The sequence below is a fragment of the Lentzea roselyniae genome (assembly GCF_039537795.1).
In the GTDB taxonomy this organism is placed as follows: domain Bacteria; phylum Actinomycetota; class Actinomycetes; order Mycobacteriales; family Pseudonocardiaceae; genus Lentzea; species Lentzea atacamensis.
In genome coordinates this window covers 287697-304347 of record NZ_BAABBE010000003.1, presented here as the reverse complement: position 1 = coordinate 304347, position 16651 = coordinate 287697, and the positions used below count along the sequence as shown (strand labels likewise).

Sequence of the window (16651 nt, the reverse complement as noted above, 5' to 3'; positions counted from 1 at the left end):
TCGCCGATGCGGTTGGGTCGCGTTCCAGCATGGTTGCGCAGGCCTTGACGGGCCGGGTCACTTCATCGCCGCTTCACGACGACAGCGATTGAGGCTTGACCTCGGGGCCCTTGCGAGGCGCTCATCGGCCTGAAAAAGCCGGGCATGTAAAGCGCCCGGCCGATCCGATACGGTAGCACCTCGCACCCGGAGTCAAGCCCCAATCGCCAGCGTACGTGGGCACGTAGGGCGCTCGGGTTCCGGGAATTACCGGTTGGACGGCGTGGCATTGCCCCTTACCGCTCGGCTTCACCATCGCGGTTATGTTCTGGAACAACCGGTAGGCCAGCTCCTTGCCGAACGCCCGCACCGCACTGGGCTCATACTCACGAGCGAAGCCGACAACAGGCGCCTCGACTTCGGCGGGCAGGGCCTTCATGACCTCGGCGACCACCGCGACATGCTCGATCGACAACGCGCCCTCCGCCACCGCCGCGGCGACCACGGGAAGCTCAGGCTCGAGCACGCTACCCGCGGGGGTGATCTCTCGAACCAGCAGTGCGGCGCGGGTGACCCATTGCCTGGCGGTTTTCCGATCCCAGCGCACCGCGTGCCGCAACACGTGCGGCAAATCCTGGTAACCCAGCTCAGCCGCGGCACCACGCCGATCCAAGTCCGCGATTCTGCATCACGGAATGTTCGCGAACCCGGATTTCCGTAATCTCGTCGACGATGCCGCGCAGCAGCTCGTCGGTGGAGAGGAGTCGGGTGTCGCTCACGCGTTCTGATCTACCGCAAGATCACGACAAGATAACAGATCAGGGCATACACAATCGGGTGAACGGCCCGATCAAACCGCGTTTCGCGGCGAAGCAAGCCGTAAAGGGCAATGCACCACCGGGCAAGCGGTAATGGCGTGAGCCGGCGGTGCCATCGTGCCCGCGGACGCCGGCGATGAAATGGCCCGGCCCGTCAAAGCCCGCACAACCACCCTGGAACGCCGAAAGCCCGGCCCGCCAAGAGGCGAACCGGGCCACCAGCCGTCAGAACGTCCGCTGCACCCGATCCGCGACAAGCTTCACGAACCGAGACGGGTCAGCCAGCTCCCCACCCTCGGCGAGCAACGCCAGCCCGTAGATCAGCTCAGCCGTGTCCGAGAGCGACTCCCGCTCCCCACCGGCGAACGCCTTGTGCAGCCCCTCCACCAGCGGGTGCGACGGGTTGAGCTCCAAGATCCGCTTGATCTTCGGCAGCTCCTGCCCCATCGCCTTGTACATCTTCTCCAGCGTGGGAGTGATGTCGTGCGAGTCGCCGACAACGCACGCCGGAGAGGTCGTCAGACGCGAGGAGAGGCGAACCTCCTTGACGTCCTCCGACAGCGCGGAGCCCATCCACGAGAGCAGGTCCGCGAACTCCGCCGCCTTGGCCTCGTTCGCCGACTTCTCCTCGTCGGTCTCCAGGTCCACCTGTCCCTTGGCGACGGACTGGAACGGCTTGCCGTCGAACGAGGGAACGGCGTCGACCCACATCTCGTCGATCGGGTCGGTGAGGATCAGGACCTCGTACCCCTTGGCGCGCAACGCTTCCAGGTGCGGCGACTTCTCGACCGCGACCCGAGAGTCGCCGGTCATGTAGTAGATGTGCTCCTGGCCTTCCTTCATCCGCGAGACGTAGGAAGCCAGGGTGGTCGGCTCGTCCGCGGAGTGCGTCGAGGCGAACGAGCAGATCTCCAGGATGGCGTCGCGGTTGTCGAAGTCGGAGAGCAGGCCCTCCTTCAGAGCCGCGCCGACCTCGCGCCACAGCTTGGCGTAGTCGTCAGGGCGCGAGGACTGCAGCGACTTGATCGACGAGAGGACCTTCTTCACCAGCCTGCGGCGCATCAGCTGGATCTGGCGGTCCTGCTGCAGGATCTCGCGCGACACGTTCAGCGAGAGGTCGGCGGCGTCGACGACGCCCTTCACGAAGCGGAGGTACTCCGGCATCAGCTCGGCGCAGTCGTCCATGATGAAGACGCGCTTCACGTAGAGCTGGACGCCGCGCTTGCTGTCGCGCATGAACAGGTCGAGCGGCGCCTGCGACGGCAGGAACAGCAGGGCCTGGTACTCGAAGGTGCCCTCCGCCTGCATGCGGATGGTCTCGAGCGGCGCGTTCCAGTCGTGGCTGATGTGGCGGTAGAACTCCGCGTACTCCTCCTCCGTCACCTCGGAGGCCGGGCGTGCCCACAGGGCCTTGCGGGAGTTGATCTCCTCGCCGCCCAGGCGCACGGGCCAGGTGATGAAGTCCGAGTAGCGCTTGACGATCTCGCGGATCTTCGCGGGCTCGGTGTAGTCCGGCAGACGGTCCTCGTCGTCGGCCGGCTTGAGGTGCAGCGTGACCGAGGTGCCCTGCGGCGCGTCGTCGACGTCGTCGATCGTGTACGTGCTCTCGCCGGTCGACTCCCAGCGCACGCCCTTCTCGGCGTGCGGGTACTTCGTCACGAGGGTGACCTTGTCGGCCACCATGAACGACGAGTAGAAGCCGATGCCGAACTGGCCGATCAGGTCGGACGACGACGATTGCTGCTCCTTGAGCTGGCGCAGGAACTCCGCGGTGCCCGACTTCGCGATCGTGCCGATGAGCCGCACGACGTCCTCGCGCGTCATGCCGATGCCGTTGTCGCGCACGGTCAGCGTGCGCTCGGCCGGGTCGGACTCGATCACGATGTGGAGGTCGTCGACGTCGACCTTCATGTCCTTGTCGCGGAAGGACTCCAGCCGCAGCTTGTCCAGCGCGTCCGAGGCGTTCGACACGAGCTCGCGCAGGAACGTGTCCTTGTTCGAGTAGATCGAGTGGATCATCAGCTGCAGCAGCTGACGCGCCTCGGACTGAAATTCCAGCGTCTCCATGAATCCCCACCGAAACAGAAAGCGGTACGAACAGCCCTACAATTTAGCGGCCCACAACTGTGAGAGCGCCTGGAACCGTGCGAACGGAGACGGGCAGCGCCTCCTGGCGTTCGCCGTCGGCGTAAGCGATCCATCCGTTGCCACCGGACAACGACACCTCACGCGCGCGGAACGTGCGCACGGACGGATGCTCGGTGTGCTGGCCCGTGCGCAACGTCGGCAGCATCCGCATGAGCATCGACCGGCTGGCGTGCTCCACCACCGTCACGTCGAACAGCCCGTCCGACGCGTCCGCGGCGGGGCAGACCGGGATCCCGCCGCCGTAGTTCGGCGTGTTCCCCACGGCCACCAGCGTCGCGTCCAGCGAGAACGTGTCGCTCTCCGTCGTCACGAGCAACGGCGCCGACCGCAGCGACGCCAGCTCGGCCAGGATCGCCAGGTCGTAGCGGCGGGGACCGGCGGGCCAGCGCATCGCGTTCGCCCGCTCGTTCACCGCCGAGTCGAACCCCGCGCACAGCACCGTCGCGAACCACTGCCCGGTCGACAACCGGCCGAGATCCAGCTTCTTGCGGGTCCCGAACACCACGTCGTCGACGGAGGCCGACCCGATCGCGGTGGCCAGGTCGTTGCCGGTACCCGCCGGCACGATCCCCAGCGCCGTCGACGTGCCCGCGCACGCCTGGATGCCCAGGTGAGCGGCACCGTCACCACCGAGCACTACCAGCAGGTCGACCCCGGACGCGACGGCCTCGCGCGCCATCGCCAGCGTGCCCTCCGCGTCGTGCGCGACCAGCTGCGTCAGCGACGAGACGTGCGGGCGCAACGCGGCGGCGGTCGACCCTGCCATGCGGGCCGCCCGCCCCTTGCCCGACGCCGGGCAGACCAGCAGGGCTGCCCGCGTCACGTGGCGTCGTCGTAGTTCACGCGCTTCGCGGGTTCGGAAGCGGCGGGCTCGACCTTCTCACCAGGCATGTTGCCGTCGTCGTTGGACGGCGTGTAGTCGAACGGCGCCGCCTCGTTGTCGTCGAGCGCGTCCCAGCCCTCGGCCGCGCGCAGCTTGGCCTTGCGCCTGTCGTGGATGCGCGCGAGCTGGATCGCCATCTCGAACAGCAGCACCAGCGCGAGCGCCAGCACGACCATCGAGATCGGGTCGGTGCCGGGCGTCGCGATCGCGGCGAACACGAACAGGCCCATCATCAGGCCGCGCCGCCACTTCGACAGCCGCTCGTACGACACCACGCCCGCGCGGTTGAGCATCACCACGACCAGCGGGAGCAGGAAGCTCACGCCGAAGATGAACAGCATGGTGATCACGAAGTTGATGTACTTGCTACCCGTGAGCGCCGTGGTCCAGTTGCCACTGCCGAAGCCGAGCAGCACCTTCAGGCCCTCGGGCACCACGAGGTAGGCGAGCACCGCGCCGGCGATGAACAGCAACGCGCCGATGCCCACGAACACCCGCGCGAAGTTGCGTTCCTTCGCGTACAGGCCGGGCGTGATGAACGCCCAGATCTGGTACAGCCACAGCGGGCTGAGCAGCACCGCACCCGCCGCCGTGCCGACCTGGAGCTGCACCAGGAAGATCTCGAACGGCTCGGTCTGCAGCAGCGCGCAGCGGCCGTCCTTGGTGATGTCGGCGCGGTACGGCGCCAGGTCGGCCTGGCAGTACGGCCCCGTCAGGATGTCGCCCAGCGACGGGATCGGGCCGAGCCGCACCTGGAACCAGATGAAGCCGAAGATCGCACCGATGGCGATCACCAGCATCGCGAGGCCGAGGCGGTACCTCAGCTCGTACAGGTGCTCTTTGAGCGACATCGTGCCGTCGGGGTTGCCCCTACGGCGCTTGCCGCGTTCCCGGCGCTCGGCGAACCACCGGAACGGACCTGCCACCTCGCCAACCGTCCCTTACAAGTCTGCGACCGGAAGGTCAGTTGTTGGTGGCCTTGTTCTGAGCGGTCTGCTCGATGGGCGGCGCGACCTGCGGCTGCTGCTGAACAGGCTGCTGAACGGGCTGCTGGACCTGTGGCTGGGCCGACGGGAGCTGCTGCACGGGCTGCTGCGCGACGGGCGCGTCGTCCGTGGCGTCGGGGTCGCGCAGGCCCTTGGTCTCGGCCTTGAAGATCTTCGCCGACCGGCCGAGCGACCTGGCCATGTCAGGAAGCTTCTTCGCACCGAACAGCAAGATGATCACCACAGCGATGATGATCAGCTCGGTGGGTCCGAGGTTAGGCATTGCTGGTCCTCCTGTCTGCCCCGCGACGTAGATCGTACACGGGGTTTGCCCTGGTGCAGGCCTATCCCGAAGGCCGTCGTTGCGCGAACGCCACCTTCAGCGCGGCCGTCCGCGCCTTCAGCAGGCCCACGTTGTCGCCGACCCTGTCCCTCACCAGAGTGCGGGCGCTGGCGAATCGACGCAAGGATCGGATGACTCGAAGTGCGATCGCGGCCAGCACGATCAGTCCGAGCGCGACCAGCGCCAGGGTCGGTGTGTATGGCACGAGCACACGTTATACGTCCTGGGTGGACAACAGGTGATCTGCCCGGCGCAATGCTTCCTCCGCGCGGCGAACAACCTCCTCCGCCAGCTCGGCCGGCTGCTCCACGTGCACGTCACCGCCGAGTCCGAGGAGCAGGCGGACCATCCAGGACGAGTCGTCGTAGCGCATGAGAACACGCGTGCGGCCGTCGGAGAGCTCCGCGGCGTGATCAACGGGGTAGTACTCGGCCACCCAGTGCGCGTCCGGTTCGAGCAGAAGGACCGCGACCTTCTGATCGTCCCGCGGCTGGAACAACCCCTCCGACGTATCCGTCAGCCGTGCGTGCGGCGGAGGCGCCGAGGGCTCGTCGAGCACCTCCACGTCGTCGATCCGGTCGAGCCGGAACAACCGCACGCCGAGCGCGGAACGGCACCACGCTTCGAGGTAACCGCGCCCTTCGACCAGCAGCAGGCGCATCGGATCGACGATTCGATCGCTCATCGCGTCGTGCGACTGCGAGTAGTAGCGGATGCGCACGGCCCGTTCGCGCTTCACGGCGTCCTGCACGGCCGCTCGGATCTCCGTGGTCTCCTCGCGCTCGAAGGCACCCAGCCCGACGACCATGCCCGCAGGCTGCGCCTTGCCGACCGCCGACTCGATCTTGGCCAGTGCCCGCTGCACCGCGTCCGTGTCGACCACGCCCGGCGTGTCCGACAGCGCCCGCAGCGCCACGAGCAGCGACGACGCCTCGGCCGCGGTGAGCCGCAGCGGCCGGTTCATGCCCGCGTCGAACGAGACCGTGATCGTCTCGCCCTCGAACGACAGGTCGATGAGGTCGCCGGGGCCGTAGCCGGGCAGGCCGCACATCCACAGCAGCTCGAGGTCCTTGCGCAGCTGCTTGGGCGTGATGCCGAAGTCGGCGGCGGCCTCCTTGATCGTGATGGCGGGCCGGTTGAGCAGGTACGGCACGAGTGCGAGCAGACGCGGCAGCCGTTCGTTCGACGCGGTCACCGCGCTCCTTCCAGTGCACCCTGCAGGCGGTCGCGAACCGACTTCGCCAGCACCTCGGGCTCCAGCACCACGACGTCGGGACCGAACCCGGCGAGCCACTTCGCCGCCGAGTCGGGGAACTTCAGGTCGATCTCGACGATGTCGCCGCCGTCGCGTTCCTCGATGATCTTGGCGTGCCTGCGCACCCCCAGAGCCCGGCCCTTGGCGACCCAGATCTTGGCGGGCGCCGTGTGATGCGGATCGGCCTCCGTGCGCGCGATGAGGCTCATCAGGTCGGTTCCCTCCGGCACCTTCACGACGCCGGGCTTGCCGACCGTGCGCACCTGACCGACGACACGGGACAGCCGGAAGCAGCGCGTGTCGTCACGATCGCGGTCCCAGCCGACGAGGTACCACTTGCCGCGCCACGCGACCACGCCCCACGGCTCGACCGTTCGTTCCTTCTGCCCGCCCGGCGGCGGCTTGCGGTACCCGAACGTCACGACCTGCCCCGCCTGGACCGCCTGCAGCAGCGGCGGGAACGCGGGCTCGTTCGCCCTGACCTTGGGCTCGACGGCGGCCGGCGCGTCCTGGTCGACGTCCACGCCGGCGGCCCTCAGCTTGATCAACGCGCCGTGCACCGCGCCCGTGAGCTGCGGTGAGTCCCAGAGCCGGGCGGCCAGCGCCACGGCGGCCGCCTCGTCGGGTTCGAGGTCGATGTCGCCGAGCTCGTAGTCGCGCCGCGCGATGCGGTACCCGTCCTCCGCGCCCTCGACGTTGGACTGCCTGCCTGTCTCCAGCGGCACGCCGAGGTCGCGCAGTTCGGACTTGTCGCGTTCGAACATGCGGAAGAACGCCTCGTCCGTCGGAGCCTCGTGATAGCCCGGGACGATGGCGCGGATGCGCTCCGCTGTCAGGTACTGGCGGGTCGACAGCAGGCACAGCACCAGGTTGACAAGGCGTTCGGCGCGTGCGATGGCCACGGACAAACCCTAACCCCGTGTGGTTTGAAACCCTGACATCACCTGTTGTGAACGGTCCGTTCAGAGCAGCGCGCGCAACTCCCGTACCAGCTCCACGGGCGCTTCCTCGGCCATGTGGTGTCCACAGTCGATGGCACGTACCTGCACGTCATCGGCCCACTCGGCCCACACGTCCTCAAGATTCTCGTAGAGATCTCCGAGGTCGTCCTTCGCCGACCACAACGCCAGCACAGGACACGCGATCTTGCGCCCGCGCGCGTGGTCCTCGTCGTCGTGCTGGCGATCGACCTCCAGCCCGGCGCGATAGTCACCGCACATCGCGAGCACCGTCTCGGGGTCGTGGATGGCGCGCTGGAAGTCCACCCAGTTCTCCACGCCCATCGCGAGCGGCGTGTCGTGGTACCGCCCGCCGTAGAAGAGGTCGGGATCCTGGTTGATCATCGCGGCGGCGAGCTCCTGCTGCGCCAGGAAGAACCAGTGGTACCAGGCCTGCGCGAACCGGGCGTCGCACCGCCGCAGGTGCGCCCCGATGGGCAACCCGTCGAGCACGGCGAGCTTCGTGACCCGGCCGGGGTGGTCGAGCGCGAGCCGGATCGCCGCGGCCGCACCCCGGTCGTGCCCGACGACGGCGAACCGCTCGTGGCCCAGCGAGCTCATCAGGTTCACGAAGTCACGCGCCATGGCCCGTTTCGAGTAGTCGCCGGGCTTGCTGGACTCGCCGTAGCCGCGCAGATCCGGGCACACCACCGTGTGGTCCGTGGCGAGCAACGGCGCGACGCGGTGCCACGTCGTATGAGTCCGAGGGTGGCCGTGCAGGAGAAGGACCGGTGGCCCTGCCCCACCGGTCCTCACTCGCAGCACGGCCTCGCCGACGTCGATGCGGCGCAACGAGAATCCCTCGAACACGCGCTAGAACTACCCCGGTCCCCCGCGCCCGGAAACCAGTCAGTTCGTGCCGACGCGCCCCTTCTCGCCCGCCGCCCAGCACGTGAATCCGACACAGTCGACGGTGTCGAAGCTGCCGGTGTCGGCCACCTTCCAGGTCCTGCCGTCCTTGCTCACGTCGGTGCCCGACGGCCCGACCGCCACCAGCCCGTTGCCGCGGTAGGCGATGCCGGACCGGTATCCGATCGGTGCCGTGGCTCCCGCCTTCCAGCCCCGCCGGTCCTTGGTCGCGAACGCGGGCGTCGGATCAGTCGGCTTCAGGTAGTCGCCGCCGATCGCCACACCCCGCCACGGCGTCTTGAACGCCACCGCGAACACCCCGGCCGCCGCACCACTGGGCAACGGCACCTCCGCCGCCTCCCACGACCGCCCGCCGTCCCGCGACTCCAGCACCCGTGCCTTCGCGCCGCCGCCGGTCGCGATCCACGCGTGGTTGCCCGCCGTCGTCACGCACTGCCCGGACGCCGCGAACGCGAACTCCCCCGGCAACGCGTCAGGCATGCCCTTGGTGTCGTTGACGTGCCACGAACGCCCGCCGTCCCACGTCCTGAGGACGCGGAACTTGCCGTCGACCGGGTCGCTCAGCGCCAGCCCGCGGAACCGGTCGAAGAACGCCACGCAGTCGTAGAACGCCTTCGGGTCGGTGTTGCGGAACGACTCCTGCCAGGTCTTTCCGCCATCGGACGTGCGGTAGATCCGGGACGACTCACCTTCACCGATCGACAGCGCCACGGCGTTGCGCGCGTCGAACGCCTCGATGTCGCGGAACTCGAGCGCCTCCGTGCCGGGCGGCCCGACGGACTCCCACGACCGGCCACCGTTCACCGTGCGCAGGACAGCGCCTTTCGAGCCGCTGACCCACGCGACCTGACCGGACACTGCGGACAACCCGCGCAGGCGGGCGTCGGATCCGGTCGGTTTCAGCTCCCAGTACGGCGCTTCAGCGGAAGCGACCCCAGGGAGAACCAGGAAAGCGGCGAGTGCCGCCGCGATGATCCTCATGCGGCCACTCTGGTCCAGACGGTGATCGCTTCCTACCCTCCGTTCGGCGTGACGCCGCTGACGGGTGGCGTGCCGCTCGGCATCGCGGTCAGCGACAGACGACAGCGGCGGGCCCGAATGGACCCGCCGCTGTCGTTCACGCCTGATCAGAGCGATGAGATGAGCCTTTCCACGCGCTCGTCCACCGCCCGGAACGGGTCCTTGCACAGCACCGTGCGCTGCGCCTGGTCGTTCAGCTTCAGGTGCACCCAGTCCACGGTGAAGTCACGCCCGGCGGCCTGCGCGGCGGCGATGAAGTCGCCACGCAGCTTCGCGCGGGTGGTCTGCGGCGGGGTGTCCTTGGCGGCCTCGATCTCGCCGTCGTCGGTCACGCGCTCGACCTGGCCCTTGCGCTGCAGCAGGTCGAACACGCCACGGCCGCGGCGGATGTCGTGGTAGGCGAGGTCGAGCTGGGCGATGCGCGGGTTGGACAGGTCCATGTTGTGCTTGGCCATGTACCGCTCCATCAGGCGGTTCTTGATGGCCCAGTCGATCTCGCGGTCGATCTTCGTGAGGTCCTGCGCCTCGACGGCGTCGAGGGTGCGGCCCCACAGCTCGATCACGCGCTGCGCCATCGGGTCCGGCGAGCGCTTGGCCGTGTGCTCGACGGCCTTCTCGTAGTACTCGCGCTGGATGTCGAGCGCGGAGGCTTCCTTGCCGCCCGCGAGGCGGACCGTGCGGCGGCCGGTCAGGTCGTGGGAGATCTCGCGGATGGCGCGGATCGGGTTGTCCAGCGAGAAGTCGCGGAACTGGACGCCCTGCTCGATCATCTCGAGCACCAGGTTCGCGCTGCCCACCTTGAGCAGCGTCGTCACCTCGGACATGTTCGAGTCGCCGACGATGACGTGCAGGCGCCGGTAGCGCTCGGCGTCGGCGTGCGGCTCGTCGCGGGTGTTGATGATCGGGCGGGAACGGGTGGTCGCGGACGACACGCCCTCCCAGATGTGCTCGGCGCGCTGCGAGAGGCAGTACACGGCGCCGCGAGGGGTCTGCAGGACCTTGCCCGCGCCGCAGATCAGCTGGCGGGTGACCAGGAACGGCAGCAGCACGTCCGCGATGCGGGAGAACTCGCCGGCCCTGGCGACCAGGTAGTTCTCGTGGCAGCCGTAGGAGTTGCCCGCGGAGTCCGTGTTGTTCTTGAACAGGAAGATGTCGCCGCCGATGCCCTCGTCGGCCAGCCTGCGCTCGGCGTCGACGAGCAGGTCTTCGAGGATCCGCTCGCCGGCCTTGTCGTGGGTGACGAGCTGGGCCAGGTCGTCGCACTCGGCCGTGGCGTACTCCGGGTGTGAGCCGACGTCCAGGTAGAGCCGAGAACCGTTGCGCAGGAAGACGTTCGAGGAACGCCCCCACGACACGACCCGGCGGAACAAGTACCGCGCGACCTCGTCCGGGGAGAGACGCCGCTGCCCGTGGAAGGTGCAGGTCACCCCGAACTCTGTCTCAATGCCGAAGATCCGCCGCTGCATACCTCAACAGTAGGCGACTTCCGGCCGCACCAGGGTGATCCGTTCGGGCGGCGCGCCGGTTGCGGTTTAGTGTCGGTGGGGTGTGGAAACGGGTCAGCGCTCTCGACAAGAAGCTCATGAGCTCCTCAGCGAGACTGCCTCCGAGCAGGCTCGACCGGGGTTTCAAGCGGCTTTCCCGCGCCGCGAACCACAGCCTGTTGTGGTTCGTCGTCGCGGCCGTTCTGGCAACTGGGAAAGGCCCGTTCCGGCGGGGTGCGCTGAGAGGGCTCGCGGCCATTGCCGGGGCGTCTGCCAGCGCGAACCTGATCGGCAAGTCCCTTTTTCCGCGACGCAGACCCGCCGCTGATCTGCTCGCGGTGGAACGCCGGTTGTCACGCCGGCCGACGTCGTCGTCGTTTCCGTCCGGTCACTCCGCGTCAGCCGCCGCTTTCGCCACGGCGGTGGCCATGGAATCGCCCAAAGCGGGTGCGGTGATCGCGCCGCTCGCGGCCGCCGTGGCCTATTCACGCGTCCACACGGGCGTGCATTGGCCGACCGATGTCGCGGCCGGTGCGGCGGTGGGTGCGGGGGCCGCGCTGCTCACTCGCCGGTGGTGGCCGCTCGGGGTGAACGAGCCCGCGTCGGCCTACGAGCACGCCGACCTGACGTCGCTGCAGGACGGCGACGGGCTGGTCGTCGTGGTGAACCCGCACTCCGGGATCGGGCCGGACCCGTCACCGCGCATCGCGGAGGAGTGGCCGAAGGCGCAGATCGTGCCGATCGAGGAGCTCGGCTCGCTGCCGGACGCGAAGGCGCTGGGTGTGGCCGGTGGTGATGGCACCGTGGCCGCCGTGGCCGCCATCGCAGCCGAGCGCGACCTCCCGCTCGTGCTCATCCCGTCCGGCACGTTGAACCACTTCGCGCGTGACGTGGGCATTCAGGGGCTGCACGACACGGCTCAGGCGGTGGCGGACGGTGTGGGCGTGCGGGTCGATCTGGCGCAGGTCAACGGGCAGTGGTTCGTGAACACGGCGTCGCTCGGTGGCTATCCGGACATGGTGCGGATCCGGGAGAAGCTGGAGAAGCGCTGGGGCAAGTGGCCGGCCGCGGTGCTGGCGCTCTTCCGCGTGCTGCAGCGCGCCAAGCCGCTGGACATCACCATCGACGGCGACAAGCACCTCGTGTGGCTGCTGTTCGTGGGCAACGGTCCGTACCGGCCGAAGGGTTTCGCGCCCACCATGCGCCCCCGGCTGGACGACGGGCTGCTCGACGTGCGGTACGTCCGTGCGGACCGGAGGTACTCGCGGACGAGGTTCTTCCTGGGCGCTCTGTTCGGGGCCCTGGAGCACTCGCGCATGTACAAGCACTTCGAGGTCGCCTCGTTGAACGTCGAGGTCCACGGCCCGCCGATCTCGATCGCGACCGACGGTGAGGTGCGCGAGAGGGGCAACCACTTCAAGTTCCGTTCACGGCCGGCTGCTCTGGGGATCTATCGGCCGTAGCTGTTCGACATTGTCGAACATGCGCAGCTAGAGTGCGTGCTGTGCCCGGACCCATTCAGTCCATTCAGCGCGCGGCGGAGGTTCTTAAGCTGCTCGCGCACGGCGGCGCGCACCAGCTGAGCGTCGGCGAGATCTCCCGCGCGCTGGACCTGGCCAAGCCGACGGTGCACGGCATCCTGCGGACGCTGCAGGAGGTCGGGTTCGTCGAGCAGGACGTCGAGGGTGGCAAGTACCGCCTGGGCGCCGCCCTGTTCCAGATCGGCACGAGCTACCTCGACGGCAACGAGCTGCGCGCCAAGGCGCTGAACTGGTCGGACACGCTGGCGATGCGTGCGCGCGAGGCGGTGCGCATCGGCGTGATGCACGGCAAGCACGTGCTCGTGGTGCACCACGTGTTCCGGCCGGACAACAGCCGGCAGACGGTCGACACCGGCGCACTGCTGCCGTGGCACGCGACCGCGCTCGGCAAGGTGCTGGTCGCGTTCGGCGAGTGGCCGGACGGCGAGCTGCAGCGCTACACCCGCCACACCCTCACCGGCTTGGACCTGAGCACGGCGCTGGACGACGTCCGCGAGCGCGACTGGGCCTACGACCTGCACGAACTCGTCGAGGGCGAGGCGTCGATCGCCGCCCCCATCCGGGACAGGCGCGGCGTGGTCGTCGGCGCGGTCGGCATCTCCGGACCGGTCGAGCGGCTGTGCGAGTCACCCGATCAGCCGCCGCGCCTCGAACTCGTGTCCTACGTACGTGAGGCAGCTCGCAGCGTTTCGAGGGAGCTCGGCGGCCTCTCCTGGTAGTAGGGTGAAACCGTTCGACAATGTCGAATGGCACAGAGAGGTGCTTACCGGTGAGCTACATCGCGGCGATCGACCAGGGCACGACGTCGTCCCGGTGCATCGTGTTCGACCAGTCAGGCGGGATCGTGTCGGTCGCCCAGCGTGAGCACCGGCAGATCTTCCCCAGGCCGGGCTGGGTGGAGCACGACGCGACCGAGATCTGGACGAACGTCCAGGCCGTCGTTCGCGACGCCCTCGCCCAGGCATCTCTGACGCACGCCGACATCGCCGCGTTCGGCATCACGAACCAGCGCGAGACGACGGTGGTCTGGGACCGCGAGACCGGCGAGCCCGTGCACAACGCGATCGTCTGGCAGGACACGCGCACGGACGCGGTGATCAAGCAGCTCGGCGACCAGGACCGCTTCCGCGAACGCTCCGGGCTGCCGCTCGCGACCTACTTCTCCGGCCCGAAGGTGCGGTGGCTGCTGGACAACGTCGAGGGCCTGCGCGAACGGGCCGGCCGCGGCGAGGTCCTGTTCGGCACCATGGACACCTGGCTCATCTGGAACCTGACCGGACGCCACGTCACCGATGTGACGAACGCGTCGCGCACCATGCTGATGAACCTCGAGACCCTGGACTGGGACCCCGAGCTGGTGTCCGCGATGGACGTCCCGCTCGCGATGCTCCCCCAGATCCGGTCCTCCTCCGAGGTCTACGGCAGCTACGAGGGCGTGCCCGTCGCGTCCGCGCTCGGCGACCAGCAGGCCGCCCTGTTCGGCCAGACCTGTTTCGCACCCGGCGAAGGCAAGTGCACGTACGGCACGGGCGCGTTCCTGCTGATCAACACCGGCGACCAGCCCGTTCGGTCGCGCAACGGGCTCCTCACCACCGTCGGCTACAAGATCGGCGACGAGCCCGCCGCCTACGCGCTGGAGGGCGCGATCGCGGTGACGGGCGCGCTGGTGCAGTGGTTCCGCGACAAGGTCGGGCTGATCTCGTCGGCGGCGGAGATCGAGACGCTCGCCCGCACGGTCGACGACAACGGCGGCGCGTACTTCGTGCCCGCGTTCTCCGGGCTTTTCGCACCCCACTGGCGAAGTGACGCGCGCGGCGTGATCGCGGGCCTGACGGGCTACATCTCGCGCGGACACCTCGCACGGGCCGTGCTGGAGGCATCCGCGTGGCAGACGCGCGAGGTCGTGGACGCGATGAACGCCGACTCCGGCGTGGACCTCACGACGCTGCGGGTCGACGGCGGCATGACCGCCAACAACCTGCTCATGCAGTTCCTGGCGGACGTGCTGGACGTGCCGGTGGTGCGCCCGATCGTCGCGGAGACGACGTGCCTCGGCGCGGCGTACGCGGCCGGTCTGGCGGTCGGCTACTGGCCGGACACGGCCGCGTTGAAGGCGAACTGGCACAAGGCGGCCGAATGGGAGCCGTCGATGGAACCGGCCGCCCGCGACAAGGGCTACCGGAAGTGGAAGAAGGCGGTCGAGCGGACCGTCGGGTGGATGGACGAGGACGATGACTGACCTTTCTCTTGGCCTGACCCAGCGGGCACGCGCCCGCGAAGAGCTCCAGCACGGCAAGTTCGACGTCGTCGTGATCGGCGGCGGCATCCTGGGCATCGCGACCACGTGGGCGGCCGCCCGCTCGGGCCTGCGCGTCGCGCTGGTGGAGAGCGGTGACTTCGCGGGCGCCACCTCGTCCGCCTCGTCGAAGCTCGTCCACGGCGGCCTGCGCTACCTCGCGATGGGCCCGTCGGCCGTGCCGATGGTGCACGAGAACCACAAGGAACGCCGGGCCCTGGGCGACCGCCTGGCGCCGCACCTGGTGCGCCCGCTGCCGTTCCTCGTCCCCGTCTACAAGGGAGGCCCGCACAGCCGTTTCGTGCTGGGTGCGGGCGTGACGCTGTACTCCGCGCTGTCGGGCTTCGGCGACGGCATGGGGAAGGTGCTGTCGGCGCGCAGGGCTGTTGAGTGGGTGCCTGACCTGCGCGCCGACGGTTTGCGCGGTGCCGCGATGTACTACGACCACCAGATGAACGACAGCCGTGTGGCGATCACCGCCGCCCGCGCCGCCGCCGAGGCCGGTGCCGTGCTGCTCAACCACATCTCGGTCGTGGGCCTGCGCAAGACCGGCGGGAAGGTGACCGGCGTCGACCTGCGCGACGCCCAGGGCGAGTTCGGCGTCGACGCGCGCGTCGTCGTGAACGCCACCGGCCCGTGGCTGGACGTGTTGCGGCGCATGGAAGACGCGTCGGCGGCCCCGTCCATCCGGTTGTCGAAGGGGTCGCACCTGGTGCTGCGGACCTCGTCGGAGTGGAAGGCCGCGCTGACGATCCCGGTCGACGACGTGCGTGTGTCGTTCGCGATCCCGTGGGAGGGCCACCTCCTCCTCGGCACCACCGACGAGGCGTACGAGGACGACCCGGCCAAGGTCGCCTGCACGGACGCCGACGTCGACCAGATCCTGTCCGAGGCGGGTGTCGCGGTGTCCGGCCTCGACCGTTCGCGCATCGCGTACACGTTCGCGGGCCTGCGGGTGCTGCCCGGCGGCCCCGGTGACACCTCGCACGCCAAGCGCGAGACCGTGATCACCGCGGGCTCCGGCGGCATGATCAGCGTGGCCGGCGGCAAGTGGACGACGTTCCGCAAGATCGGCGCCACCGTCCTGTCCAGGGTGAACGCCGAGCTCGGCCGCACCTTCGACGGCTCGCTCGACGGCGTGGCGCTGCCCGGCTCCGCCCAGCCCGACACCGTCGGTTCCGTGCTCGGCCACGCCTGGGACGCGCTGCCCGACGACGTCGTGCGTCACCTCGCCACCCACTACGGCACGACGTCGCACGAGGTCGTCGCCCTGGGCCTGGAGAACCCGGCGCTGCTGGAGCGCGTCCACCCGGACGGCCCGGACATCTGGGCCCAGGTCGAGCACGCCCGCCGCACCGAGTGGGCGTCCGAGGTGGACGACGTGCTGCGCCGCCGCACCACCGTGATGGTGCGCGGGCTCGACTCCCCCGAGGTCCGGTCGCGCGTGTCGGAGCTGCTCGCTTCCTGACGGGCCATGGCGCGTTCCACGAGGTGGCCGGCCAGTCCGGGTGCCTCGTGGAACGCCACCGGCACCACCCTGCTCAGCGGTACGGGTCGGTGATCTCCACCAGCTTCTCCAGCGCCTCGCGCAGCTGGCCCATGCGGCGCTTGCCGATGTGCTGTTCCCATTCCGCCTCGATCCTGGCCATCTCCTCGCCGGCGACGGGGAGCGCGCCCTGAGCCTTCTCGGTGATCCGGACCAGCCGCGCCCTGCCGTCGGTCGGGTCGGGCACCCGTTCCACGTACCCGGCCTTCTCCAGCTGGTCCACCAGGAACCCGGCGGTCTGCTTGGTCACCTGGGCCGCCTCGGCGAGCTCGGTCAGCCGCGTGCCGTCCGGGCCGATCCGTTGCAGCACACGGGCCTGGGCGAGGGTCACGTCGTAGCCGGCCGCGGTCACCGCCGCCATGATCCGGTTCTCCAGCTCCCGGTACGGGATGTAGAGCAGCAGCCCGATGTTCACCAGAGACCCCCCTTGTTTTAGTCAGAGACTCTGATTAAAGTAGTCAGCCTCTCGAACTAAATCAAGAGG

At 69.0% G+C, this 16651-nt stretch carries 17 protein-coding genes; 4 read left to right on the top strand and 13 right to left on the bottom strand.

Going from position 1 to position 16651, the window contains the following annotated elements; translation table 11 throughout:
* Nucleotides 1-121 precede the first annotated feature (121 nt).
* The 12 genes from ABFX45_RS06900 to pafA form a co-directional block, all read right to left on the bottom strand.
* Nucleotides 122-652: a DUF222 domain-containing protein gene (locus ABFX45_RS06900; protein WP_346128422.1), complete on the bottom strand. Its 531-nt coding sequence runs from the start codon at nt 650-652 to the stop codon at nt 122-124.
* Nucleotides 627-758, bottom strand: coding sequence for a hypothetical protein (locus ABFX45_RS06895; RefSeq protein WP_346128420.1), 132 nt, complete (start codon nt 756-758; stop codon nt 627-629). Before ABFX45_RS06895 ends, ABFX45_RS06900 begins: the two co-directional genes overlap by 26 nt.
* Nucleotides 759-1022: 264 nt before the next feature.
* A complete protein-coding gene (gene htpG, locus ABFX45_RS06890) occupies nt 1023-2864 on the bottom strand; it encodes a molecular chaperone HtpG (RefSeq protein WP_112229549.1) in 1842 nt (613 codons plus the stop codon).
* Between the two features lie 43 nt (nt 2865-2907).
* Nucleotides 2908-3768, bottom strand: coding sequence for a diacylglycerol kinase family protein (locus tag ABFX45_RS06885; RefSeq protein ID WP_346128418.1), 861 nt, complete (start codon nt 3766-3768; stop codon nt 2908-2910).
* Nucleotides 3765-4679, bottom strand: coding sequence for a twin-arginine translocase subunit TatC (gene tatC / locus ABFX45_RS06880; protein WP_109640373.1), 915 nt, complete (start codon nt 4677-4679; stop codon nt 3765-3767). The genes ABFX45_RS06885 and tatC overlap by 4 nt, the downstream gene beginning before the upstream one ends.
* A gap of 112 nt (nt 4680-4791) precedes the next feature.
* On the bottom strand, nt 4792-5097 hold the full coding sequence (gene tatA / locus ABFX45_RS06875; protein WP_109640210.1) for a Sec-independent protein translocase subunit TatA: 306 nt from the start codon (nt 5095-5097) through the stop codon (nt 4792-4794).
* A gap of 61 nt (nt 5098-5158) precedes the next feature.
* Nucleotides 5159-5362 (bottom strand): bacteriophage holin, encoded by a 204-nt coding sequence (locus ABFX45_RS06870; RefSeq protein WP_109640374.1) that lies wholly within the window; start codon nt 5360-5362, stop codon nt 5159-5161.
* A gap of 9 nt (nt 5363-5371) precedes the next feature.
* Nucleotides 5372-6352 carry a helix-turn-helix transcriptional regulator gene (locus ABFX45_RS06865; RefSeq protein ID WP_109640211.1) on the bottom strand — a complete coding sequence of 327 codons (981 nt, stop codon included), beginning with the start codon at nt 6350-6352 and terminating at the stop codon, nt 5372-5374.
* Entirely contained in the window at nt 6349-7314 is a 966-nt protein-coding gene (locus tag ABFX45_RS06860; RefSeq protein WP_109640375.1) for a helix-turn-helix transcriptional regulator, read from the bottom strand. The genes ABFX45_RS06865 and ABFX45_RS06860 overlap by 4 nt, the downstream gene beginning before the upstream one ends.
* Nucleotides 7315-7374: 60 nt before the next feature.
* Nucleotides 7375-8220 (bottom strand): alpha/beta fold hydrolase, encoded by an 846-nt coding sequence (locus tag ABFX45_RS06855; RefSeq protein WP_109640212.1) that lies wholly within the window; start codon nt 8218-8220, stop codon nt 7375-7377.
* Between the two features lie 39 nt (nt 8221-8259).
* Complete coding sequence (locus tag ABFX45_RS06850) at nt 8260-9261, bottom strand: beta propeller repeat protein (RefSeq protein WP_346128414.1); 1002 nt, start codon at nt 9259-9261, stop codon at nt 8260-8262.
* Between the two features lie 146 nt (nt 9262-9407).
* The gene (pafA, locus tag ABFX45_RS06845; RefSeq protein WP_109640214.1) at nt 9408-10766 is read right to left on the bottom strand and encodes a Pup--protein ligase; all 1359 of its coding nucleotides are present in this window, start codon (nt 10764-10766) and stop codon (nt 9408-9410) included.
* Between the two features lie 116 nt (nt 10767-10882).
* On the opposite strand from pafA, the gene ABFX45_RS06840 reads away from it, so the two are divergent.
* The 4 genes from ABFX45_RS06840 to ABFX45_RS06825 are packed head-to-tail and all read left to right on the top strand — an operon-like array spanning nt 10883 to nt 16089.
* Entirely contained in the window at nt 10883-12247 is a 1365-nt protein-coding gene (locus ABFX45_RS06840; protein WP_109640376.1) for a bifunctional phosphatase PAP2/diacylglycerol kinase family protein, read from the top strand.
* A gap of 41 nt (nt 12248-12288) precedes the next feature.
* The gene (locus tag ABFX45_RS06835; RefSeq protein WP_109640215.1) at nt 12289-13044 is read left to right on the top strand and encodes an IclR family transcriptional regulator; all 756 of its coding nucleotides are present in this window, start codon (nt 12289-12291) and stop codon (nt 13042-13044) included.
* Between the two features lie 50 nt (nt 13045-13094).
* On the top strand, nt 13095-14564 hold the full coding sequence (gene glpK, locus ABFX45_RS06830) for a glycerol kinase GlpK (protein ID WP_325049738.1): 1470 nt from the start codon (nt 13095-13097) through the stop codon (nt 14562-14564).
* Nucleotides 14557-16089, top strand: a complete 1533-nt coding sequence (locus ABFX45_RS06825; RefSeq protein ID WP_346128411.1) for a glycerol-3-phosphate dehydrogenase/oxidase — start codon at nt 14557-14559, stop codon at nt 16087-16089. Before glpK ends, ABFX45_RS06825 begins: the two co-directional genes overlap by 8 nt.
* Nucleotides 16090-16162: 73 nt before the next feature.
* Here ABFX45_RS06825 and ABFX45_RS06820 read toward each other — a convergent pair whose 3' ends face one another.
* Complete coding sequence (locus ABFX45_RS06820; RefSeq protein WP_109640218.1) at nt 16163-16582, bottom strand: MarR family winged helix-turn-helix transcriptional regulator; 420 nt, start codon at nt 16580-16582, stop codon at nt 16163-16165.
* Nucleotides 16583-16651 lie beyond the last annotated feature (69 nt).